This is a genomic window from Brevundimonas sp. UBA7534, assembly GCF_002479325.1.
GTDB lineage: Bacteria > Pseudomonadota > Alphaproteobacteria > Caulobacterales > Caulobacteraceae > Brevundimonas.
In genome coordinates this window covers 13,846-34,984 of sequence record NZ_DLMO01000038.1, presented here as the reverse complement: position 1 = coordinate 34,984, position 21,139 = coordinate 13,846, and the positions used below count along the sequence as shown (strand labels likewise).

The 21,139-nt window shown below is 69.0% G+C and carries 23 protein-coding genes; 19 read left to right on the top strand and 4 right to left on the bottom strand.

The features are described from left to right. From B2U11_RS03085 to B2U11_RS03055, 7 genes are all read left to right on the top strand, one after another. The coding region (locus B2U11_RS03085) for a RibD family protein (protein WP_292069878.1) at positions 1 to 557 on the top strand (557 nt) is incomplete at its 5' end. Positions 558 to 642: 85 nt separating this feature from the next. Next, the gene (locus B2U11_RS03080) at positions 643 to 1,245 is read left to right on the top strand and encodes a riboflavin synthase (RefSeq protein ID WP_292069877.1); all 603 of its coding nucleotides are present in this window, start codon (positions 643 to 645) and stop codon (positions 1,243 to 1,245) included. After that, complete coding sequence (gene ribB, locus B2U11_RS03075; protein ID WP_292069876.1) at positions 1,242 to 2,381, top strand: 3,4-dihydroxy-2-butanone-4-phosphate synthase; 1,140 nt, start codon at positions 1,242 to 1,244, stop codon at positions 2,379 to 2,381. Before B2U11_RS03080 ends, ribB begins: the two co-directional genes overlap by 4 nt. After that, positions 2,378 to 2,839: a 6,7-dimethyl-8-ribityllumazine synthase gene (ribH, locus tag B2U11_RS03070; protein ID WP_292069875.1), complete on the top strand. Its 462-nt coding sequence runs from the start codon at positions 2,378 to 2,380 to the stop codon at positions 2,837 to 2,839. The genes ribB and ribH overlap by 4 nt, the downstream gene beginning before the upstream one ends. Then, on the top strand, positions 2,836 to 3,360 hold the full coding sequence (gene nusB / locus B2U11_RS03065; RefSeq protein ID WP_292069873.1) for a transcription antitermination factor NusB: 525 nt from the start codon (positions 2,836 to 2,838) through the stop codon (positions 3,358 to 3,360). The genes ribH and nusB overlap by 4 nt, the downstream gene beginning before the upstream one ends. Beyond that, complete coding sequence (gene thiL, locus B2U11_RS03060; RefSeq protein WP_292069872.1) at positions 3,360 to 4,349, top strand: thiamine-phosphate kinase; 990 nt, start codon at positions 3,360 to 3,362, stop codon at positions 4,347 to 4,349. Before nusB ends, thiL begins: the two co-directional genes overlap by 1 nt. Positions 4,350 to 4,390: 41 nt before the next feature. Beyond that, on the top strand, positions 4,391 to 4,816 hold the full coding sequence (locus B2U11_RS03055) for a hypothetical protein (protein WP_292069871.1): 426 nt from the start codon (positions 4,391 to 4,393) through the stop codon (positions 4,814 to 4,816). 8 nt (positions 4,817 to 4,824) lie between these two features. Here the strand turns inward: B2U11_RS03055 and B2U11_RS03050 are convergent, their stop codons facing one another. Next, entirely contained in the window at positions 4,825 to 5,637 is an 813-nt protein-coding gene (locus tag B2U11_RS03050; protein WP_292069870.1) for a class I SAM-dependent methyltransferase, read from the bottom strand. A gap of 132 nt (positions 5,638 to 5,769) precedes the next feature. Here B2U11_RS03050 and hemB point away from each other — a divergent pair, with 132 nt between their 5' ends. Then, on the top strand, positions 5,770 to 6,768 hold the full coding sequence (hemB, locus tag B2U11_RS03045; RefSeq protein WP_292069869.1) for a porphobilinogen synthase: 999 nt from the start codon (positions 5,770 to 5,772) through the stop codon (positions 6,766 to 6,768). Between the two features lie 92 nt (positions 6,769 to 6,860). After that, entirely contained in the window at positions 6,861 to 7,067 is a 207-nt protein-coding gene (locus B2U11_RS03040; protein ID WP_292069880.1) for an alkylphosphonate utilization protein, read from the top strand. A gap of 3 nt (positions 7,068 to 7,070) precedes the next feature. Here the strand turns inward: B2U11_RS03040 and B2U11_RS03035 are convergent, their stop codons facing one another. Further along, positions 7,071 to 7,937 carry an NAD(P)-dependent oxidoreductase gene (locus tag B2U11_RS03035; RefSeq protein WP_292069868.1) on the bottom strand — a complete coding sequence of 289 codons (867 nt, stop codon included), beginning with the start codon at positions 7,935 to 7,937 and terminating at the stop codon, positions 7,071 to 7,073. 116 nt (positions 7,938 to 8,053) lie between these two features. Here B2U11_RS03035 and B2U11_RS03030 point away from each other — a divergent pair, with 116 nt between their 5' ends. Together B2U11_RS03030 and B2U11_RS03025 are read left to right on the top strand one after the other, a co-directional pair. Next, positions 8,054 to 8,953 carry a flagellar motor protein MotB gene (locus B2U11_RS03030; protein WP_292069867.1) on the top strand — a complete coding sequence of 300 codons (900 nt, stop codon included), beginning with the start codon at positions 8,054 to 8,056 and terminating at the stop codon, positions 8,951 to 8,953. 114 nt (positions 8,954 to 9,067) lie between these two features. Next, positions 9,068 to 9,805 carry an arginyltransferase gene (locus tag B2U11_RS03025; protein ID WP_292069866.1) on the top strand — a complete coding sequence of 246 codons (738 nt, stop codon included), beginning with the start codon at positions 9,068 to 9,070 and terminating at the stop codon, positions 9,803 to 9,805. A gap of 19 nt (positions 9,806 to 9,824) precedes the next feature. Here the strand turns inward: B2U11_RS03025 and parC are convergent, their stop codons facing one another. Continuing rightward, a complete protein-coding gene (gene parC / locus B2U11_RS03020; RefSeq protein WP_292069865.1) occupies positions 9,825 to 12,038 on the bottom strand; it encodes a DNA topoisomerase IV subunit A in 2,214 nt (737 codons plus the stop codon). 170 nt (positions 12,039 to 12,208) lie between these two features. Here parC and B2U11_RS03015 point away from each other — a divergent pair, with 170 nt between their 5' ends. Both B2U11_RS03015 and B2U11_RS03010 read left to right on the top strand, forming a co-directional pair. Further along, complete coding sequence (locus B2U11_RS03015) at positions 12,209 to 13,540, top strand: chloride channel protein (protein WP_292069864.1); 1,332 nt, start codon at positions 12,209 to 12,211, stop codon at positions 13,538 to 13,540. Positions 13,541 to 13,592: 52 nt separating this feature from the next. After that, entirely contained in the window at positions 13,593 to 15,320 is a 1,728-nt protein-coding gene (locus B2U11_RS03010) for a cytochrome c biogenesis protein DipZ (RefSeq protein WP_292069863.1), read from the top strand. 59 nt (positions 15,321 to 15,379) lie between these two features. Here B2U11_RS03010 and clpX read toward each other — a convergent pair whose 3' ends face one another. Continuing rightward, a complete protein-coding gene (gene clpX, locus B2U11_RS03005) occupies positions 15,380 to 16,696 on the bottom strand; it encodes an ATP-dependent Clp protease ATP-binding subunit ClpX (RefSeq protein WP_292069862.1) in 1,317 nt (438 codons plus the stop codon). Positions 16,697 to 16,881: 185 nt separating this feature from the next. Here clpX and B2U11_RS03000 point away from each other — a divergent pair, with 185 nt between their 5' ends. From B2U11_RS03000 to B2U11_RS02975, 6 genes are all read left to right on the top strand, one after another. Continuing rightward, complete coding sequence (locus tag B2U11_RS03000) at positions 16,882 to 17,970, top strand: AGE family epimerase/isomerase (RefSeq protein ID WP_292069861.1); 1,089 nt, start codon at positions 16,882 to 16,884, stop codon at positions 17,968 to 17,970. Then, positions 17,967 to 18,473: a D-glycero-alpha-D-manno-heptose-1,7-bisphosphate 7-phosphatase gene (locus tag B2U11_RS02995; RefSeq protein WP_292069860.1), complete on the top strand. Its 507-nt coding sequence runs from the start codon at positions 17,967 to 17,969 to the stop codon at positions 18,471 to 18,473. Before B2U11_RS03000 ends, B2U11_RS02995 begins: the two co-directional genes overlap by 4 nt. 76 nt (positions 18,474 to 18,549) lie before the next feature. Further along, positions 18,550 to 19,431, top strand: a complete 882-nt coding sequence (locus B2U11_RS02990) for an alpha/beta fold hydrolase (RefSeq protein WP_292069859.1) — start codon at positions 18,550 to 18,552, stop codon at positions 19,429 to 19,431. A 45-nt stretch (positions 19,432 to 19,476) separates the two neighbouring features. Continuing rightward, complete coding sequence (locus B2U11_RS02985; protein WP_292069858.1) at positions 19,477 to 20,274, top strand: tryptophan 2,3-dioxygenase; 798 nt, start codon at positions 19,477 to 19,479, stop codon at positions 20,272 to 20,274. Positions 20,275 to 20,331: 57 nt separating this feature from the next. Further along, positions 20,332 to 20,817, top strand: a complete 486-nt coding sequence (locus tag B2U11_RS02980; protein ID WP_292069857.1) for a PA2169 family four-helix-bundle protein — start codon at positions 20,332 to 20,334, stop codon at positions 20,815 to 20,817. Positions 20,818 to 20,841: 24 nt separating this feature from the next. After that, on the top strand, positions 20,842 to 21,132 hold the full coding sequence (locus B2U11_RS02975) for a hypothetical protein (RefSeq protein ID WP_292069856.1): 291 nt from the start codon (positions 20,842 to 20,844) through the stop codon (positions 21,130 to 21,132). The last annotated feature ends 7 nt before the right edge of the window (positions 21,133 to 21,139 follow it).

Genomic DNA, 21,139 nt, shown 5'->3' with positions numbered 1-21,139 from the left:
GGGAGAAGGTGGCTCGCGCAGCGAGACGGATGAGGGGAACGCTCGCCTCGCACTCGACACGGGCTGACCGTAAGCCCATTTCCACCCGCCCCCTCATCCGAGCGGCTCCGCCGCCCACCTTCTCCCCCGAGGGGAGAAGGAAGATTGGCCGTGTTTTCCTACACAGCCGCCTCCGTACGCCCGCGACGGCCAAGGTCGCATCCGGCAACACCCTGATCCTCACGTCCACCGCGCCCCACGCCGTTGGCCACGCCGAAGTCGTCCCCGTCGCTGCCGACGGCGCCCGCCCGGCCATCCCCGCTGTCCTCGACGCGCTGGCCGCCCGCAACATCGGCTCCGTCCTGGTCGAGGGCGGCGGCCGCGTCGCCGCCTCCTTCATCCAGGCGGGGGCGGTGGACGCCATCGAGAGGTTCCGCGCCCCGATCCTGCTGGGCGGGGAGGGGCGTCCCTGCGTCGCCTCCCTGGCGCTTGCAAAGCTGGCCGACGCCCCCAAGTTCCGTCGTCTGGGCGTCGAGCCTGTCGGAGACGATCTGTGGGAACGCTACGACCGACTTTGACGCCGAACGCGCCGTCGACCGGTCGATTTTGCACTATTCAGACTATTCACACCCTGTTTTTCGCGGCCGAAGGGGGCCGAGCGTAATGTTCACCGGCATCGTCACCGACATCGGCCGCGTCCGAGAGGTCCGCGAGACGGAGCGCGACCGCCGCTATGAGATCGAGACCGCCTGGGACACGACCGACATCGACCTGGGCGCATCCATCAGCCACGCGGGCTGCTGCCTGACGGTCGTCGAGAAGGGACAGGACGAGCGCGGGGGCTGGTTCGCCGTCGAGGTGTCCGACGAAACCCTGTCCAAGACCACGCTTGGCGCCTGGAAGGCCGGCGACGGCGTCAACCTTGAGCGTGCCGCCAAGCTGGGCGACGAAATGGGCGGCCATGTCGTCTCGGGCCACGTCGACGGCCTGGGCCGGGTCGTCTCGATCACGCCGGAAGGCGGTTCCCACCGCATAGAGGTCGAGGCCCCCGCCCCCCTGCACCGCTATATCGCGGCCAAGGGGTCGATCACCGTCGACGGGGTTTCCCTGACGGTGAACGCCGTGGACGGCCAGGTCTTCTCCCTGAACATCATCCCCCATACGTGGGAGGCGACGACGCTGGGACGCCTGAATCCGGGCGATCCGGTCAATCTGGAGATCGACATGCTGGCGCGATACCTCGCGCGGTGGCAGGAGACGGCATGATGCAGCTTGCAGCCAGTAACATGAACGACAGCCCGATCAGTCCCATCGAGGACATCCTGGAGGACGCCCGCAACGGCCGCCCCTACATCCTGGTGGACGCCGAGGATCGCGAGAACGAGGGCGACGTGATCATCCCCGCCCAGTTCGCCACGCCCGACCAGATCAACTTCATGGCCAAGCACGCGCGCGGCCTGATCTGTCTGGCGATGACGGCCGAGCGCGCGCGCCAGCTGCGGCTGCCGCCGATGGCCGCCGAGAACCGCGAGAGCATGAGCACCGCCTTCACCGTCTCGATCGAGGCGAAGGAAGGCGTCACGACCGGGATCTCGGCCGCCGACCGCGCGCGCACGGTGCAGGTGGCGTCGGACCCAAGCCGGGGCGTCGACGACATCGTTTCGCCCGGCCACGTCTTCCCGCTGGTCGCGCGCGACGGCGGCGTGCTGGTCCGCACCGGCCACACCGAGGCGGCCGTGGACATCAGCCGCATGGCCGGCCTGACGCCCGCCGGGGTGATCTGCGAGATCATGAACGACGACGGCACCATGGCGCGGATGCCCGACCTGGTCGCCTTCGCCCAGTTGCACGGCCTGAAGATCGGCACCATCGCCGACCTGATCGCCTATCGCCGCCGCACCGAACGCTTCGTCGAACGGATCATGGACACGCCCTTCGACAGCGTGCACGGCGGCCCGTTCCGCCTGATGCTCTACAAGAACACCATCGAAGGCGCCGAACACGTCGCCCTGGTCCACGGGCGGATCGAGCCGGGCAAGCCGACGCTGGTGCGGATGCATCAGGTGGACTTCGCCTGCGACCTGCTGGGCCATGTCGAGCAGCGGCAGGACTATGTGCCCAAGGCGCTGAGACAGATCACCGACCATGACGGACCGGGCGTCGTCGTCTTCCTGCGCGACCCGACGCTGCATTCGCTGGCCGAGCGCCTGGCGGGGGCGGACAAGCCGGCGGCCATGGATCGCTCGCTCAAGGCCTATGGCGTCGGTGCGCAGATCCTGCTGGATCTCGGCGTACGCGACATGATCGTAATGAGTTCGACGCGGCCCGAGCCGACGGCGCTTGAGGGCTACGGCCTGCGCATCGTCGGCTGGCGCGACATGGACGGAGAGGACCAGAAGTGAGAGACGCCCCACGCATCCTGATCGTCGAGGCGCGCTTCTACGACGAACTGGCCGACGCCCTGCTGGAGGGCGCCAAGGAGACGTTGAAGGCGCACGGCGCCGACTTCGATGTCGTCACCGTGCCCGGCGCCCTCGAGATTCCGACCGCCATCGCCATGGCTGACGAGGCCGGCCGCTATCCTACTGCGCCGCGTTACGACGGCTTCGTCGCCCTGGGCTGCGTGATCCGCGGCGAGACCTATCATTTCGAGATCGTCTCGGACCAGTCCGCCGCCGGCATCATGCAGTTGGGCGTCAAGGGTCTGGCCATCGGCAACGGCATCCTGACCACCGAGGACGAGGACCAGGCCTGGGCCCGCGCTCGGCTTTCCGAAGGCGACAAGGGCGGCGGCGCGGCGAAAGCCTGCCTCGACCTCATTGCATTGCGGCGGCGGTTGCGCTTAGGCCTCGGCGCATGACCGAACCGAACAGCCTGAAGTCCGTCCTCGAACAGTTGGCCGAGGCCGACCGGCAACGCGCCGAGCCGCAGCTGACGTCCAAGCAGCGCCGCGCCCGCACCGTGGCGCGCCTCGCCGCCGTGCAGGCGCTCTATCAGATGGAGTTGGCCGGCGAGGGCGTGGAGACGGTGATTTCCGAATTCTCGAACCATCGCTTCGACTCCGACATCGAGGGCGAGGCCCTGGCCGAGGCCGACGAGGCCTATTTCGCTGAGATCGTGCGCGGCGTCGTCACCGACCAGCGCGAACTGGACGCCGCCGTGAAGGCCCGGCTGGCCTCCAACTGGCGGCTTGAGCGGCTGGACGCGACCCTGCGCGCCCTGCTGCGCTCCGGCGCCTGGGAGCTGCTGAAGCAGCCGGACACGCCGCGCGAGGTCGTGATCGACGAGTACGTGGAATTGGCCAAGGCCTTCTTCGACGACGCCGAGGCCCGCTTCGTCAACGCCGCCCTGGACGGCGTCGCCCGCGACGCCCGCGCCTGATGCCGGCCCTCGACGTGGCGGGCGAGTTCGAGACGATCGACAAGCTCCTGGCGCCGCTGGCTCATCCCGAATGGGCGCGAGGGCTGTCCGACGACGTCGCCGCACTGCCCTCCCGCCCCGGCTTCGACCTGGTCCTGACCAAGGACGCCATTGTCGAGGGCGTGCATTTCCTGCCCGACGACCCGCTGGACACCGTGGCCCGCAAGCTGTTGCGGGTGAACCTGTCGGACCTGGCCGCCAAGGGCGCGGAGCCGTTCGGCTATCTCCTGGCCTGCCAGTGGTCCGAGCGCTGCGGCTGGCCCGAGCGCCAGGCCTTCGCCGCCGGCCTGGCCGAGGACCAGGCGAAGTTCGGGGTGCATCTTCTGGGCGGCGACACCGTCTCCACGCCGGGCCCGGCCGCCTTCTCCCTGACCGCCCTGGGATGGACCCCGGCGGGTCGGACCGTGCCTCGCTCTGGCGCGCGCCCTGGAGACCGGGTGTTCGTCACCGGCCATATCGGTGACGGCCGGCTTGGGCTGCGCGCCGCGCGCGGGGAGTTGTCGCTCGACCCCGAGCGGCTGGACGCCCTGATCGCTCACTACCGCACACCCGTCCCGCGCCTGGACTTCGCCGAAATGGTCCGCGAGCACGCCACCGCCGCCATCGACGTTTCGGACGGCCTGGCCGCCGACTTGGCCCACATCGCCCGCGCAAGCGGCGTTGAGGTCCGGCTGAACCTGAACGTCCTGCCCCTGTCGGCGGCGGCCCAGGCCTGGTTCGCCGATCGCGTCGATCCCCAGTTGTCGCTGGAAGAACTGGCCGCCGGCGGCGACGACTACGAGATCGCCTTCACCGCCGACCCGCGCGACGAGGATCTGCTGCGCCGCGAGGCGGAACGCCGCCTGGTCCGCCTGACCCTGATCGGAGAGGTCGCGGACGGCCAGGGCCTGACCGTGACCTACGACGGCCAGCCCATCACCCTGGCGCGCGCGGGCTGGACCCACGGCTGAGCCGAAAGGGAATCCTAACCCCGGCATGGCAGACAGGGGCCATGAACCGCCGCGCCCTCATCGCCGCCGGAGGCCTGGCCCTGGCCGCCGCCCCGGCCCGCGCCTCCTCGCCCAAGGCCGAATCGGCCGAGGCGCCCGCGCTTGGCGTCGCCGGCGTCGGCCTGCCCGTGATCGAGGGCGGGCGTCTGCGCAACTACGTCTTCGTCTCGCTGCGCCTGCACCTGGGCGCAGGCAAGACCGTGGAACAGATGCGGCCCAAGGAGGCCTTCTTCCGCGACGCCCTGGTGAAGGCCGCCCACCGCACCCCCTTCACCGTGCCCGGCGACTGGACGCGCCTGGACGAGCGCGCCCTGTCCAACGCCCTGGTCGCGGCCGCCAACAGCATATCCGGCCGGGGCTCGGTGACGCGGGTGGAAGTCGTCGCCCAGAACCCGCGCCGCCGATCGGGAATGCCGACCGCCCGCTGACCCCGGGCTCAGGCCGGCTTGCGGAACCGATAGACGAACTGGTCGGTGCGCCCGCGGATGGCCTCATCGAAGACGTTGAGGCTGTGGTCGTCGGCGGGGTTGGCCACCGCGCGGCTCTCGCCCTCGAAGACGAACCCCGCCGCCTCGACCTCGCGACGCAGGTAATCCCCCTCGATGCGGTGAAGAGTGGACACCGCCGAGACGCCCGCGCCCGGCGCCGCCTGATGGTCGATGACGACATAGCGGCCGCCCGGCTTCAGCGCCGCGAACACCGCCGCGTTCATCCGCGCCACGTCCGTCTCGAAGCGGGGGATGTGGAAGTCGTGATACTCCTGGCTCATGAACACCAGGTCCAGCGGTTCGTCGAAGGTCATCGCATCCAGCGCGCCGTTGACGCGGCTGACATTGGGGTAGGCCTGGGCCAGGGCGTCGGCGCCGGGATTCTCCCGCTCCGCCGTGCGGTTGGGCACGAAGGCGTAGACATGGCCGTTGGGGCCGGCGACGTCGGCGAACAGCCGCGTGAAATAGCCCGCGCCCGGCCGGATGTCGGCGATGTGGTCGCCCGGCGCCACCTGGGCGAAGGCCAGCATTTCGGCCGGATGGCGCAGCGGATCGCGCGCGGTCTCCTCGGCCGGGCGACGCGGATCGGCGACGGCGTCCTGATAGAGGACCGCGAAACTGGCCTGAGGCGCAGGCACGGCCGCAGGCGCGGCCGATGTCACGACCGTCCGCTCTCCGCCCTCGGAAGCGATGACGACGCAGCCCGACAGAGCGGCGCCCGTGAGTGCGAGGGCCGCCACGGCGCCCAGACGATGAAACATGATCTCTTTCCTCCCGGCGCGCCTCGCGCCTTCTCCTCATTAGCAGATCGTGGCGGAAATGATGCGATGCAAGACGCGATTTGCACTGGCGCGGCGTCGGGCTTAGTCCAGCACCCGTATTCGAGGTCCGCCATGCTTCCCTTCCAGCCCGCCCCCTTTCCCCTGGCTCGCCCCCGCCGGCTCCGGTCCAGCCCCTGGATCCGCCGCCTGGTCGCAGAGACGACGCTGACCCCCGCCGATCTGATCTGGCCGCTGATCGTCCATGACGGCGCCGACGACCGCGCGCCCGTCGCCTCCATGCCCGGCGTCTTCCGCCTGTCGCCCAAGGCCGCGGCCCAGGCGGCGGTCGAGGCGAGCGACCTGGGCATTCCGGCGGTGGCGCTGTTCCCCAACATCAATGGCCCGAAAGACAACGAAGGGACCGGCGCGACCGACCCGGACGGCCTGATCCCCGAGGTCATCCGCGCCATCAAGGACGCCGCGCCGGAGATCGGCGTCATCACCGACGTGGCGCTGGACTGCTACACCGACCACGGCCACGACGGGGTGATGGAAGACGGCCGGATCGTCAACGACGCCACGCTGGAGCGGCTGGCCGAGATGGCCTTCATCCACGCCCACGCCGGGGCGGACGTGGTGGCCCCGTCCGACATGATGGACGGCCGCATCCAGGCGGTGCGCGAGGCGCTGGAGGCCAACGGCTTCCAGGACACGCTGATCCTGGCCTACGCCGCCAAATACGCGTCGTGCTTCTACGGCCCCTATCGTGACGCGGTGGGTTCGTCGAAGTCGCTGACGGGAGACAAGAAGACCTATCAGATGGACTACGCCAACGCCGACGAAGCGCTGAAGGAAGTGGCCATGGACCTGTCGGAAGGCGCCGACGCCGTAATGGTCAAGCCGGGGATGCCCTATCTCGATATCGTGCGGCAGGTGTCGGAGACCTTCCGGGTGCCGACCTTCGCCTACCAGGTGTCGGGCGAGTACGCGATGATGCGCGCCTCCATCGCCAACGGCTGGCTGGACGAGGACCGCGCCATCCTGGAAACGCTGCACGCCTTCAAGCGCGCGGGCGCGGCGGGCGTCCTGACCTATTTCGCGCCCCAGGCGGCGCGGCTTCTGGGAGCCTGAGGATGAGCGACGACTACGTGTACGACGAAGCCACCGGCGAGTGGCTGAGCCCGGCCGAGGCCGCCGAAAAGGCGGCCGCCAATACGGTCAAGGTGGTGGATTCCGTCGGCAACGAACTGAACGACGGCGACTCCGTGACCCTGATCAAGGACCTGACGGTCAAGGGCGCGGGCCAGACGCTGAAGCGCGGGACCGTCATCAAGTCGATCCGCCTGACCGGCGATGATCAGGAGATCGACTGCCGCCATCCCACCATCAAGGGCCTGGTGCTGCGCGCGGAGTTCGTGCGCAAGGTCTGAAGCTCAGGCCCTATCCGGTCCCGGCAGGCGCGCCTTGAGGCTGGAGGTGTCCCAGCGATTTCCGCCCATCGCCTGGACCTCGGCGTAGAACTGGTCGACCAGGGCGGTCAGGGCCAGGCGCGCGCCGTTGGACCGGGCCTCGTCCAGCACCAGGCCCAGGTCCTTGCGCATCCAGTCGACGGCGAAGCCGAAATCGAACTCGCCCCTGGCCGCCGTCTTCCAGCGATTGTCCATCTGCCAGCTCTGCGCCGCGCCCTTGGACACGGCGTCATAGGCCTTGTCGGTGTCCAGGCCGGCGGTCTGGGCGAAGTGCACTGCCTCGGCCAAACCTTGGACTACGCCGGCTATGGCGATCTGGTTGACCATCTTGGTCAGTTGGCCCGCGCCCGCCGGTCCCATGTGCTGGATCGCCTTCGAATAGGCCTTGATCGCCGGCTCGGCCCTGGCCAGGGCCTCGGCGTCGCCGCCGGCCATGACGCTGAGCTGTCCGTTCTCGGCTCCGGCCTGCCCGCCAGAGACGGGCGCGTCGATGAAGAACTTGTCCTGCGACCGCGCCAGATCGGCCATCTCGCGCGCCGCCTTGGCCGAGGTGGTGGTGTGGTCCACGACCACGGCGCCGGGCCCCAGCGCGGGCAAGGCCTCCGCGACGACCGCCCGCACATCGTCGTCGTTGCCGACGCACAGGATGAACAGATCCGCGCCCTGCGCCGCCTCGACGACCGTCGTCGCGAAACGGCCGCCCGTCGCCTGCGCCCAGGTCTGCGCCTTCGGCGGGGATCGGTTGTAGCCCGCCACCTCATGACCGGCCTCGACCAGATGCCGCGCCATCGGCGCGCCCATCACCCCCAGGCCGGCGAATGCGATCTTCATGACAAGGCTCCCGTGCTCGTCGCCGGACTAGGACGGTCGTCCAGCCCGGGCAAGGGAAAGGACGCCTTAACCTTATCCGCGTCATGATGCGGCGCAGAATTCAGGGGTGCGTGCCGATGTCCGTGAGCGATCGTCCGATCCTCATCAAGAAGGTGAAGAAGGGCGGCGGCCACGGCCACCACGGCGGCGCGTGGAAGGTCGCCTATGCGGACTTCGTGACTGCGATGATGGCCTTCTTCCTGCTGATGTGGCTGGTCAACGCCACAGACCCGGAACAGAAAAAGGGCATCGCGGAATATTTCGCGCCCGCCAGCGTGTCCGAGACGACATCGGGTTCGGGCGGCATCCTGGGCGGCACCGCGTTGGGGGACGACGGCCCCAAGAGCTCGGGCTCCATGTCGGTGATCGAGCAGTTGGCCCCCGAGGCCCCGCCCGACGCTGCCGAAGCCGGCCCCAGCTCCAACCTGTCCTCGGCCAGCGACGCCGCGCTCGAGGCCGAGATGCGCCGTCGAGAAGCCGATCAGTTCGCCAGCGCCGCGGAATCGCTGCGTCAGGCGATGCAGTCCATGCCGGAGCTGGCGGAACTGTCGAAGCAGTTGATCGTGGACCAGACGCCCGAGGGGCTTCGCATCCAGTTGGTCGACCAGGAAGGCCGATCGATGTTCGACAACAACTCGTCCCAGCCGAATGCGCGCGCCCAGGTGCTTCTGCGCGCGGTGGCCCGCGTCATCAATCAGCTGCCCAACCGCATCTCGATCACCGGACACACCAGCGCCGTCGCCGGTTCCGGCCGCGCCAGCAGCGCCGGAGACTGGACCCTGTCGTCGGCGCGCGCCAACGCCTCTCGTCTTGTCCTGCAGGGCGCCGGCGTCGACCCGGACCGCGTCTATTCGGTGGCGGGCAAGGCCGGTTCCGATCCGCTGTATCCGGACGACCCCAGCCTGGCCGGAAACCGCCGCATCTCGATCGTGCTGCTGCGGGAAGCGCCCGTTCTGCCGATGGACACCTCGCTGTGATCTCCGACGGCTGTGGCGCCGATGCGCTTGCGGCCGGGCGGCGAATGCCGCCAAATCGCGGGATGCGCGTTGCAGTGTCGCAATATTGGCAAGATCGGATGCGGACCTGAGGCCGTGACGCAGCACGTACCGACCCGGCAACTTCGATTCTTCATGACCTCGGTCGCGCCGTGCCCGTACCTGCCTGGCCAGACCGAGCGCAAGGTGTTCGCCAACCTGCCCTTCTCGGACGGCGCCCACGTCAACGACGAACTGACCATCGCGGGCTTTCGCCGCAGCCAGAACATCGCCTATCGGCCGGCGTGCGAGGCGTGCGACGCGTGCGTTTCCGTGCGGATTCCGGTGGCCGACTTCGCCTTCTCGCGTTCCCAGCGCAAGGTATTGGCGCGCAACGACGACCTGTCGCGCAATCTGGTCGAGGCCGAAGCGACGACCGAGCAGTTCCAGCTTCTGCGCCGCTATCTGACCGCGCGCCATCCGCAGGGCGGCATGAGCGACATGGGCTGGCTGGACTATGTCGCCATGGTCGAGGACACGGCCGTGCGCACCCACCTGATTGAATATCGCCTGCCGTCGACGGACGGCGGTCCTGGCGACCTGGCGGCCGTGACGCTGACCGACCTGCTGCGCGACGGTCTTTCGATGGTGTACAGCTTCTACGATCCGACGATGGATCGACGCAGTCTGGGGCGGTTCGCCATCCTGGATCATGTCCGGCAGGCGGAGCAGGTCGGCCTGCCCTTCGTGTACCTCGGCTATTGGGTCCGGGGCTCCGAGAAGATGGACTACAAGGCCGAGTTCCGGCCGATGGAGGCCTTACGCCCCCAAGGCTGGATGCGGCTGGAGGGCTGAGAGCCCTCCGCCCCCGCCCCTACCTGAACTTTCGCAGTCCGCGCGGCCCCTGGCGGCCGGCGCCGGCGCGCTTGCCCAGCCAGTCCTTCCAGTCGGGCCAGTTGCGGCGGCGGCCGCCGCCGTCGACCCATTCCGGTCCCGCTTCGGCGTTGAACACCGCCACATCGGCCAGGCCGCCCTGCTTGAAGGTCTGCAGCTTGACCCCCTTGCCGCGCCCCATCTCGGGCAGTTCGGCGAGCGGGAAGATCAGGGTCTTGATGTTCTCGCCGATGGCGGCGACGTGGTCGGCCGCCGGGGACTGCGGAACGCGCAGCATCGCCAACATCTCGCCGTTCAGCACCTGCTTGCCGCCCCGCTTCTGCGCCAGAAGATCGTCCTCCGGCGCGACGAAGCCGTAGCCGGCCTTCGAGGCGATCAGCAGCTTCGCCCCCGGCTGGTGCGCCACCAGGTTCACGATCTGGGCGCTCTCGTCCAGGTCGATCATCAGGCGCAGCGGTTCGCCGTGGCCCCGACCGGACGCCAGCTTGTCCGCGCCTATGGTGAAGACCCGCCCGTCCGAGGCGCCGACCAGAAGCTTGTCTGTGGTGTAGCCCGGAACCAGGAAGGCCAGTTGGTCGCCCTCCTTGAACTTCAGCTCCGAGGGATCGTCGACCTTGCCCTTGGCGGCGCGGATCCAGCCACGTTCGGACAGGATGACGGTGATCGCCTCGCGCGGAATGAAGGCTTCGGGCGCGACGAACGCCGAGGTATCCACCGCTTCGGCGATGGTGGTGCGGCGCGGCGAAACCAGCGCCTTGCGCACGGCTTCCAGTTCCTTGGAGATCGCCTTCCACTGCTTGCCTTCCGACGAGGTCAGCGCCTTCAGCTGCGCCAGTTCCTCGGAAAGTTCCTTGAACTCCTTTTCGATCGTCATCTCTTCCAGGCGCGCAAGTTGGCGCAGCCGGGTGTCCAGGATGAAGTCGGCCTGAAGCTCCGACAGGCCGAAGCGCGCGATCAGCACCGCCTTCGGCTGCTCCTCCTCGCGGACGATGCGGATCACCTCGTCCAGGTTCAGGAAGACGATCCGCAGACCTTCCAGCAGATGCAACCGCTTCTCGACGCGCGCGATCCGCCATTGGGAACGGCGGTTCAGCACCTCGCGGCGATGGTCCAGGAAGGCGCGCAGACACTCCTTCAGCCCCATGACACGCGGCGTGCCGCTGGCGTCCAGCACGTTCATGTTGATCGGGAAGCGAACCTCCAGGTCCGAGAGCTTGAACAGGCTCTCCATCAGCATTTCGGGCTCGATGGTGCGGTTCTTGGGCTCCAGGATCAGGCGGATGTCCTCGGCCGACTCGTCGCGGACGTCGCCGAGCAGCGGGGCCTTTTTCTGTTCGATCAGGTCCGCCAGGCCCTCGATCAGCTTGGATTTCTGAACCTGATAGGGCATTTCGGTGACGACGATGCGCCACACGCCCCGGCCCAGGTCCTCGGTCTCCCAGCGTGCGCGCAGCCGAACGCCGCCCCGGCCCGTCTGGTAGGCGTCCAGGATCGAGGCGGCCCCCTCGACCGACACCCCGCCGGTGGGGAAGTCCGGGCCGGGAACCCGCTGCACCAACTCCTCGGTCGTCGCCTCGGGCCGCTCCAGCAACAGTTGGCAGGCGTCCAGCAATTCGCCGACATTGTGGGGCGGGATCGACGTCGCCATGCCCACGGCGATGCCCGAAGACCCGTTCGCCAGCAGGTTCGGGAAGCCGGCCGGCAGGACGATGGGCTCCTCGTCCTGGTCGTCGTAGGTGGCGCGGAAATCGACGGCGTCCTGGTCGATGCCGTCCAGCAGCAGCACGGCGGCGGGCGTCAGCTTGCACTCGGTGTAGCGCATGGCCGCGGCGCTATCGCCGTCGATATTGCCGAAATTGCCCTGACCGTCGACCAGCGGATAGCGCTGGGCGAAATCCTGGGCCAGGCGCACCAGCGCCTCGTAGATCGAGGCGTCGCCATGCGGGTGGTATCCCCCCATCACCTCCCCGACGACCTTGGCGCATTTGCGCGCCGCCGCCTGCGGGTTCAGCCGCATCTGGTGCATGGCGTAGAGGATGCGCCGGTGAACCGGCTTGAAGCCGTCGCGCACGTCCGGCAGCGCGCGGTTGGTGATGGTCGACAGGGCGTAGGCCAGGTAACGGCGGCTGAGCGCCGTCTCCATCGGCTCTTCGATGATGCGACCGCCTTCCGGCGGCGGGGCGTGGATCGTCATGGCTCTGCGAATCGGGGATCGGACGCCGATAGTCTAGCCCCCGCGGCGCGCTATGCGTCGGCAAACTGTGTGCAACGCCGCTCGAGGGCCCGGCGCATGGCGTCCGGCATTTGCCCTGATCCGCCTGAGAGCGTAGGCCCGGACGGCTCCCGCTGAATGAAAGAGCAAGAATGGCCTCCCCCTCCCGCGCGGCTCTGCGCGCCGCCTGGCGCGAACACATCGGTCCCGTCTGGAAAAGCCGACTGGCTGCCGGCGGCGGCGCGGTCGGGGTGGGACTGTTCGCCTGGTTCTTCGCCAACGCCGCGGACCGGGCGCAGCATCTCTTCACTGGCCTGACCCAGGCCTGGCCCTATGCGCCGCTGATCGTCACCCCCGCCGGGTTCGTGCTGCTGGCCTGGTTGACGCGGCGCTATGCGCCCCTGGCGCGCGGATCGGGCATTCCCCAGATCATCGCCGCGGCGCGCCATGTCGAGAACGGACGCACCGGCGGCCTGGTGTCGATCCGCACCGGCGCCTTCAAGACCTTCGCCACCCTGGGCGCGCTTCTGGCCGGCGGATCGGTCGGTCGCGAGGGGCCGACCGTGCAACTGGGCGCCTCGATCATGGTCGCCACCCACCGGCTGCTGCGCGTGCCGGTCAATGGCGCGGTCATCATCGCCGGTGGCGCGGCCGGGGTCGCGGCCGCCTTCAACACCCCCATCGCGGGCGTGGCCTTCGCCCTGGAGGAACTGGCCTCGGCCTATGAGCAGCGAATGACGCTGCTGGTGATGGCGGCGGTGGTGATCGCCGGCCTGGTTCCGCTGAGCCTGGCGGGCGACTACGTCTATTTCGGCGTGGTGCGTGAGGTCGTGTCCGGGGTGAAGGCCCTGCCCATCGCCCTGGTGGTCGGCGTCGTGGGCGGGATCGCCGGCGGCCTGTTCTCGCGGATATCGCTGCGGCTGCTGGCGGCGAACTCGCCATTGGGGCGGCGACCGATGCTGACGGCGCTGGTCTGTGGCCTGGTCGTCGCCGTGATCGGCGTGCTGACCGGCCTGACCTGGGGCACCGGCTACGAGGCGGCCCGCACCCTGGTGGAGGGGGAAGGCCAACCCTTCTGGTTCGCGCCGGCGAAGTTCGTCTCCACCCTGGCCTCCAGCCTGTCGGGCGCGCCGGGCGGGGTGTTCGCCCCGTCCCTGTCGGTCGGCGCCGGCCTGGGCGGCCTGATGTCGAACCTGTTTCCCAACGACAGCCGGAGCGCCATCGTGCTGCTGGGCATGATCGCCTATTTCGTCGGCGTGGTGCGCGCGCCCCTGACGGCGGTGGTCATCATCTCCGAGATGACCGCCAATCGCGGCATGATCCTGCCGCTGTTCGCCGCCGCCGTCGTGGCCGACGTGGCGGCGCGCCTGGTGTGCAAGCAACGACTGTATCACGGCCTGGCGCAGGCCTTCACGCCGCCTCGCCCCGAGCCGGAGCCGACGGCGAAAAGGGACCCGCCGGACGCTGCGCCCGGCGCCGGGTAACCGATGCGCTCTTTCGTTCGTATCTAGACGGATAGTCCTTCGAAGGCGCGCGATGATCCTGTTTCTGCTGTCCTACCTCGCAGGCGTTCTGACCATCGTCAGTCCCTGTATCCTGCCGGTTCTGCCGTTCGTCTTCGCCCGCGCCGACAAGCCTTTCATCCGGAACGGATTTCCGCTGCTGGTCGGAATGGCGCTGACCTTTGCAGGAGTCGCCACCCTGGCGGCGCTGGGTGGCGGCTGGGCGGTGCGAGCGAATGAAGCGGGCCGCTGGATCGCCTTGGCGGTGATGGCCGTCCTGGGGCTCAGCCTGCTGCTGCCCGCCATCGGCGACCGTTTGATGCGCCCCCTCGTGTCTCTGGGCTCCTGGCTGACGGAACGCGCCGAAAGGCGCACCGGCGACGAGGGCGACGTGCGTTCATCTCTTCTGCTGGGTGTGGCCACGGGCCTGTTGTGGGCGCCCTGTGCGGGTCCGATCCTGGGACTGATCCTCACCGGCGCAGCCTTGCAGGGCGCCGGCGTCGGAACGACGGTGCTGCTGCTGGCCTACGCCGCCGGCGCCGCCACCTCGCTGGCCCTGGCTCTCCTGGTCGGCGGCCGGGTGTTCCGCGCCATGAAGGGTGCGCTGGGCGCGGGCGAATGGATCCGTCGGGGCCTGGGCGCGCTGGTCCTGGTGGGCGTCGCGGTCATCGCCTTCGGTCTGGACACGGGCCTGCTGACCCGGGTGTCGGCGGCGGGCACGGGGCGGGTGGAACAGGCGCTGCTGACCCGCATCGGCGCGGGCGCCCCGACCAACGCCGCGCCAGCCGATCTGGCGAACCTGCCGATCGAGGGCGTCATGCCGCCCCTGACGGGCGCCACGACCTGGCTAAACTCCCCGCCGCTGACGACTGAGCAGTTGAAGGGCAAGGTGGTGGTGGTCGATTTCTGGACCTACTCCTGCATCAACTGCCTGCGCTCCATTCCTTATGTGAAGGCCTGGGCCGAGAAATACCGCGACCAGGGTCTGGTCGTGATCGGCGTCCACACGCCCGAGTTCGCCTTCGAGAAGTCGCAGGCCAACGTGCGTCGCAACGTGGAACGGCTGAGCGTGACCTATCCGGTCGCCATGGACAACGACTACGCCATCTGGCGGGCGTTCAAGAACAACTACTGGCCGGCCCACTACTTCATCGACGCTCAGGGCCGCATCCGCCACCACCACTTCGGAGAGGGCGACTACGAAGGCTCCGAGCGGGTGATCCAGCAGTTGTTGAAGGAGGCGGGGGCTCAGGTGGACGCCTCGACGGTCCAAGTGACGACGGCGGGCGCGGAGATGGCGGCCGACTTCGCCCAAGTCGCCTCGCCTGAAACCTATACAGGCTATGCGCGCGCCGAAAACTTCCGCTCGCCCGGCGGCTTGGCCCGCGACGTGGTCAAGACCTACCAGGCCGCCTCGCTGGCGTTGAACGACTGGAGCCTGGCTGGCGAGTGGCGCGTGACGCGCGAACATGCCGATCTGCAAGCCGCCGGCGGCCGGGTCGCCTTCCGCTTCAAGGCGCGCGACCTGCACCTGGTCATGGCCCCCGCCGTACCGGGCGCCACGCCGCGCTTCCGGGTCCGCATCGACGGCCAGGCCCCCGGCGCCGACGCCGGCTCGGACATCGACGCCCAGGGCGTCGGCCGCATCGACGGAGAGCGCCTGTATCAGCTGGTGCGCCAGTCGGGGCCGGTGCGCGAACGCACCTTCGAGATCGAATTCCTCGATCCCGGCGTCCAGGTCTTCGCCTTCACCTTCGGCTAGTTGCGAAAAAGGCGCGGCCATAAGACCGCGCCCTTCAAATCATCGCGGGAGCGCCCGGATCAGGCGGCGCCGTCGGCCTTCTTCTTGGAGGCTTCCGAATAGATCAGCAGCGGCTGGGCCTTGCCGTCGATCACCTCGGCGTTGACCACCACCTCCTCGACGCCCTCGAAGGTCGGCAGTTCGAACATGGTCTCCAGCAGGATGCCTTCCAGGATGGAACGCAGGCCACGCGCGCCGGTCTTGCGCTTGATGGCCTTGGCCGCAACCGCCGACAGCGCGTCGTCGGTGAAGGTTAGTTCGACATTCTCCATCTCGAACAGGCGCTTGTACTGCTTGACCAAGGCGTTCTTCGGCTCGGTCAGGATGGTGACCAGCGCCGCCTCGTCCAGATCTTCCAGCGTCGCCAGCACGGGCAGGCGGCCGATGAATTCGGGGATCAGGCCGAAGCGCATCAGGTCGTCGGGTTCCACCTGCTTCAGGATTTCGCCGGTGCGACGCTCGTCGATCTCCTTGACCTTGGCGCCGAAGCCGATCGAGGCCCCCTCGCCGCGCGCCGAGATCACCTTCTCCAGGCCGGCGAAGGCGCCGCCGACGATGAACAGGATGTTGGCGGTGTCGACCTGCAGGAACTCCTGCTGCGGATGCTTGCGCCCGCCCTGCGGCGGCACGGAGGCGACGGTGCCTTCCATGATCTTCAGCAGGGCCTGCTGAACGCCCTCGCCCGAGACGTCGCGGGTGATCGAGGGGTTGTCCGACTTGCGCGAAATCTTGTCGATCTCGTCGATGTAGACGATGCCGCGCTGGGCCCGCTCGACGTTGTAGTCGGACGCCTGAAGAAGCTTCAGGATGATGTTCTCGACGTCTTCACCGACGTAGCCGGCTTCGGTCAGCGTCGTGGCGTCGGCCATGGTGAACGGCACGTCGATGATGCGCGCCAGCGTCTGGGCCAGCAGCGTCTTGCCCGAGCCGGTCGGCCCGGTGACGAGGATGATGCCGTTCGGCTCGGCCAGCGCATGACGGAAGGCCTCCAGCGCCGCCGGGTCCATGTTGTAGGTGTTTTCGTCCACGTCGACGAAGACCGGCTCGGCGTCGAACCAGGGCACGACCTCGGCGGTGGCGGCGAAGGTGAAGCTGGGGACGAAGACGGCGTCGCCGCGCCCGATCCCCCACGCCATCAGCGGCAGGGCCAGGGCGTCGGTGCCGTTGGCGCAGCCCAGGGCGTGCTTCGCCTCGCCGAAGGCGGCCAGGTCCGCCTCGAACTGGCGCACCTGCGGGCCCATGACCCAGGCGCCGCCGACGACGGCTTCCTGAACGGCGGCCTCGATCTTGCCGCCGAGGCGAAGGCGCTGGGCCTGAAGGTCGATGAAGGGGATCATGGTTCGCTCTCCACGCAGAGTCGGGGCGGCGGCGCGCGCATCGGGGCCGCAAGGATCGTCGTCCCTAGCAAACCCACGCCGAGGGACCAAACGGCCGGGCGTCACTTCGCGTTGCCCTTTGCAACGAGGCGGCTGGGAGACACGGCCCCTTGGCGGGCGTCGCGGGACCGCCTAAGCGGTCGGTCATGACCGATCTCGCCCCTGTCCGCACGCGCGTCGCCGATTGGCTGTTCGACCAGGCCCTGCCGCTGTGGGCGGCGCGGGGCGCGGACGACCAGGGCCGGTTCTGGGAGTTGCTGGACTTCGACGGCCGGCCGGTGCGCGGGGCCAAGCGACGCACGCGGGTTCAGGCGCGCCAAGTCTATGTCTTCTGCGAAGCCGCCGCCTTGGGCTTCGAGGATGGCCGGGCGGTCGCCCGCGCGGGCCTGGATGGACTGATCGCGACCTGCCGCCGCGACGACGGCCTGTGGGTGTCGGCCACGGACGACGCCGGCGTCGTGGTGGATCCCACGCCCGACCTCTACGACATGGCGTTCGTGCTGTTCGCCCTGGCGGCGGCGCACCGGGTGCTGGGCGATCCGCGCGCCCGGCCGCTGGCGCTGCAGACCCTGAAGGCGATCAATGCGCTGATGGCCGCACCTCACGGCGGCTGGCAGGAAGCCTTGCCCGCCCGGCTGCCGCGCCGCCAGAACCCGCACATGCACCTGCTGGAAGCCATGCTGGCGTGGCAGGCGACGGCTCCCGATCCGGCGTTCGAAGCCGCGGCGCGCGAGAGCCTGCGCCTCAGCCGCACACACTTCCAGATCGACGGCGCCCTGCGCGAATTCTTCACCGAGACCTGGGACCTGGACCCCGAGACCGGCCACATCGTCGAGCCGGGCCACATGGAAGAGTGGGCCTGGCTGCTGACCCAGGCCGGGCGCCTGGGGCTGGACACGGCCGAGGCGGCGACGGTCCTGCACCGCCGCGCCTGGGACCAGGGCCGCCGCGACGGCTTCCTGATCCGCGAGATGGACGACCAGGGCCGGCCGGTCGACGCCGGATGGCGGCTGTGGGCCCAGACCGAGGGCCTTCGCACCTGCCTGCTGTTCGACCCGGAGGCGGCGGTCGCCCTGACCGGGCGGATCTTCGAGGTCCATCTGGCCACTGAAACGCCGGGCCTGTGGATGGACAGCTACGACGCCGACGGACGCCCGGCCGACAAGGCGGCGCCCGCCTCGACGCTTTATCACCTGATGACCGCCTTCAGCGCCCTGTTGGAGACCGGGCGGTGAGCCTTCCCGGCGCCTTTTTGGATCGCGACGGCGTGCTGATCGAGGACAGCGGCTATCCGCACCGGGACGAGGACCTGAGGCTGATCCCCGGCGCGGCGGCGGCGGTGCGGCGGCTGAGCGCGGCCGGCTATCGCACGGTGATCGTCACCAACCAGTCCGGCGTGGCGCGCGGCCTGTTCGACGAGGACCGGATGCACGCCTTCAACGCCCTGCTGACGGCGCGTCTGGCGCAGGACGGGGCGCGGATCGACGCCGTCTACGCCTGCCCGTTCCACGCCGACGCCGTGATTGATCGCTTCCGCCACCCGGACCATCCCGACCGCAAGCCCAATCCGGGCATGATACTGCGCGCCGTGGCCGAGCACGACATCGACCCGGCGCGCTCCATCCTGATCGGCGACCGGGACAGCGACATGGAGGCGGCGCGGCGGGCGGGCGTTGAGGGCCTGCTGTTCGAGGGCGGCGACCTGGACGCCTACGTTCGGACGCGCCTGCGCCTCTGAGGCCGCCCGAACGGCCGACGCATCGCATTTCCGCGCGCGATGAATTACGCTTGCGGAAAACGAGGGAGATGACGCCATGACCGCGCCCGGGAACGTCGCCGAACGTCGCTGGACCGCGCCGGACGGCCTTAGCCTGTTCGCGCGGGACTATGCGCCCGGCTCGGGCGCCGCGAAGCCGCCGATCATCGCCATTCACGGCCTGACCCGCAACAGCGCCGACTTCGGCGCGGTTGCGCCCCTGCTGGCCCAGAGCGGGCGGCGTGTCCTGGCGATCGACGTGCGCGGCCGGGGCCTGTCGGACCGCGCGCCGGACCCGATGACCTATACGCCCGACATATACGCCAAGGACGTGCTGGCCCTGATGGATCAGGCCGGGATCGACCGGGCGGTCTTCCTGGGCACGTCGATGGGCGGGCTGATCACCATGGCGCTGGCGGCGATCAAGCCGCGCGCCATCGCCGCCGCCATCCTGAACGACGTCGGTCCCGAGGTCGCGCCCGAGGGCCTGGCCCGCATCGCCGCCTATACCGGCCAGCCGGTCGAGATCGGAGACTGGGGCGACGCCGCCGCCTATGTCCAGCGCACCAACGGCGCCGCCTTTCCGCACTATGGCCCGGACGACTGGGACGCCTTCGCCCGCCGCGTCTTCCGCCAGCAGCCGGACGGCGAAATCGTGCTGGACTACGACCCGGACATCTCCGTGCCCATCCGCGCGGCGGGGGCCAAGGCGCTGGTCCCCAACCTGTGGCCGTGGTTCCGGCGGCTGGCGAAGAAGCGCCCGACCCTGCTGATCCGGGGCGAGACCTCGGACCTGCTTAGCCCCGCTATCGCGGAAAAGATGCGCAAGGCGGCCCCCGACATGGCCTTCGCCCAGGTTCCGGGCGTCGGCCACGCCCCCATGCTGGACGAGGCGGAGGCCAAGGCCGCGATCTTCGAATTCCTGGCCGGCCTGGACTGACCCGCCGCCCTTGCGCGCGTCGGGCGACCGGGCGATAGGCGGGCCATGACCCGTTCCAGCGACATGACCTACGCCGGCTATCTGGCGTTGGACGACCTGCTCTCGACCCAGCATCCGCTGTCCGACCAGCACGACGAGATGCTGTTCGTCATCATCCACCAGACCAAGGAGCTGTGGCTCAAGCAGATTCTGCACGAGGTCGCCCTGGCCCAGTCGCTGATCCGCGTCGGCGACCTGGTGCCCGCCTACAAGAGCCTGGCGCGCGTCAGCCGCATCCAGTCGGTGATGACCCAGAGCTGGGACATCCTGTCGACCATGACGCCGGCCGACTATCTGAAGTTCCGGGGCGTCCTGGGCTCCTCCTCCGGCTTCCAGAGCGACCAGTTCCGGCGCTTCGAGACCCTGCTGGGCCTGAAGGATCCGACCTTCCTCCGGTTCCACGAAGACCGACCCGAGGCCCATGCGGCTCTGAAGGCGGCCCTGGCCCAGCCCAGCCTTTACGACGACGCCCTGGCCCAACTGGCCATCGCCGGCCTGCCCGTCCCGACCGAGGTGCTGAACCGCGACGTGACCCAGCCTTACGAGCCGTCCGAAGCTGTCGAGGCGGCCTGGCTGGAAGTCTATCGCGACACCGAGCGTTGGTGGCCCCTGTATCAGTTGGCGGAGAAGCTGGTCGATCTGGACGACGCCCTGCTGACCTGGCGGCACAAGCACGTCGTCACGGTCGAGCGGATCATCGGGCGGCGGCGCGGCACCGGCGGCACCGAGGGCGTGGCCTATCTGGCCTCGACCCTGACGCGGCGCTGCTTTCCCGAGCTATGGTCGTTGCGCACGAAACTTTGACGCAACCGGCCCCCGGCGCTCCGGGTTTCATCCTCGACCGCAAAAGGAGCGATCGAGATGAGCACGCCCAATGACCACGACATCAAAGTCCTGAACGGCCTGATCGAGACCACGCTGGACAGCGCCGACGGCTACCGCGAGGCCGCCAGCGAGACCGACGATCCCCACTACCGGACCCTGTTCGAGCGCCGGGCGGAAGAACGTCAACGGGTCGTCCACGACTTGTCCGCCGCCGTGCGCGGCATGGGCGGCGACCCCGAGGCCGAGGGATCGATCCTGGCCAAGGCCCACCGCGCCTTCCTGGACGTGAAACACGCCCTGCTGCGCAACGACGACTCCGTCGTCGGATCCATCGAGAACGGTGAAGGCTATATCGCCCAGAAGTTCGAGCGAGCCCTGCACGACGGCCAGATCTCGGCCACCACGCGCGAGACGGTGCGCCGGAACTACGAGGCGGTGAAGGCGGGCCACGACCAGATGCACGCGCTGAAGCACAGCCTGCAAAGCCAGCGAGACGCCTCCAACCCGCTGTATCCGACCTAGAGAAAGCAAAGGAGTATATGTAGTTTGCAAACCCATTCCCATGCCGGGGGATGGCTGGTATGGTCGGGCATGCCAGAAACTACGTTCAATCTGAGTGCCGATGAGGTGGCAGCGCTGATGCGCCCCCTCAATGGGGCAGGCGGCTTTCAGTCGTTCGGAAGGTCGTTGCAGCGCGCCGTGAAGGCGAACGGTGAGATCAGCCTCACGGACGCTCAACTCGGCCGCGTCATTCGCCACATTCGATACACCACTGGCGGCTTCGAAAGTCGGCTTATTGACGCCTTCGGTCGGTCGCTAAGGGACATTCTGGCCTAGGTCACAC

Bases quoted from the DNA above. Each gene is read 5' to 3' on its own strand.
- B2U11_RS02980 (WP_292069857.1), top strand. From the start codon at position 20,332: ATGAGCACGCCCAATGACCACGACATCAAAGTCCTGAACGGCCTGATC.
- B2U11_RS03080 (WP_292069877.1), top strand. From the start codon at position 643: ATGTTCACCGGCATCGTCACCGACATCGGCCGCGTCCGAGAGGTCCGC.
- hemB (WP_292069869.1), top strand. From the start codon at position 5,770: ATGCTTCCCTTCCAGCCCGCCCCCTTTCCCCTGGCTCGCCCCCGCCGG.
- clpX (WP_292069862.1), bottom strand. From the start codon at position 16,696: ATGATCCCCTTCATCGACCTTCAGGCCCAGCGCCTTCGCCTCGGCGGC.
- parC (WP_292069865.1), bottom strand. From the start codon at position 12,038: ATGACGATCCACGCCCCGCCGCCGGAAGGCGGTCGCATCATCGAAGAG.
- B2U11_RS03055 (WP_292069871.1), top strand. From the start codon at position 4,391: ATGAACCGCCGCGCCCTCATCGCCGCCGGAGGCCTGGCCCTGGCCGCC.
- B2U11_RS02985 (WP_292069858.1), top strand. From the start codon at position 19,477: ATGACCCGTTCCAGCGACATGACCTACGCCGGCTATCTGGCGTTGGAC.
- B2U11_RS02990 (WP_292069859.1), top strand. From the start codon at position 18,550: ATGACCGCGCCCGGGAACGTCGCCGAACGTCGCTGGACCGCGCCGGAC.
- ribB (WP_292069876.1), top strand. From the start codon at position 1,242: ATGATGCAGCTTGCAGCCAGTAACATGAACGACAGCCCGATCAGTCCC.
- nusB (WP_292069873.1), top strand. From the start codon at position 2,836: ATGACCGAACCGAACAGCCTGAAGTCCGTCCTCGAACAGTTGGCCGAG.
- B2U11_RS03030 (WP_292069867.1), top strand. From the start codon at position 8,054: ATGTCCGTGAGCGATCGTCCGATCCTCATCAAGAAGGTGAAGAAGGGC.
- B2U11_RS03050 (WP_292069870.1), bottom strand. From the start codon at position 5,637: ATGTTTCATCGTCTGGGCGCCGTGGCGGCCCTCGCACTCACGGGCGCC.
- thiL (WP_292069872.1), top strand. From the start codon at position 3,360: ATGCCGGCCCTCGACGTGGCGGGCGAGTTCGAGACGATCGACAAGCTC.
- B2U11_RS03010 (WP_292069863.1), top strand. From the start codon at position 13,593: ATGATCCTGTTTCTGCTGTCCTACCTCGCAGGCGTTCTGACCATCGTC.
- B2U11_RS03035 (WP_292069868.1), bottom strand. From the start codon at position 7,937: ATGAAGATCGCATTCGCCGGCCTGGGGGTGATGGGCGCGCCGATGGCG.
- B2U11_RS03015 (WP_292069864.1), top strand. From the start codon at position 12,209: ATGGCCTCCCCCTCCCGCGCGGCTCTGCGCGCCGCCTGGCGCGAACAC.
- B2U11_RS03000 (WP_292069861.1), top strand. From the start codon at position 16,882: ATGACCGATCTCGCCCCTGTCCGCACGCGCGTCGCCGATTGGCTGTTC.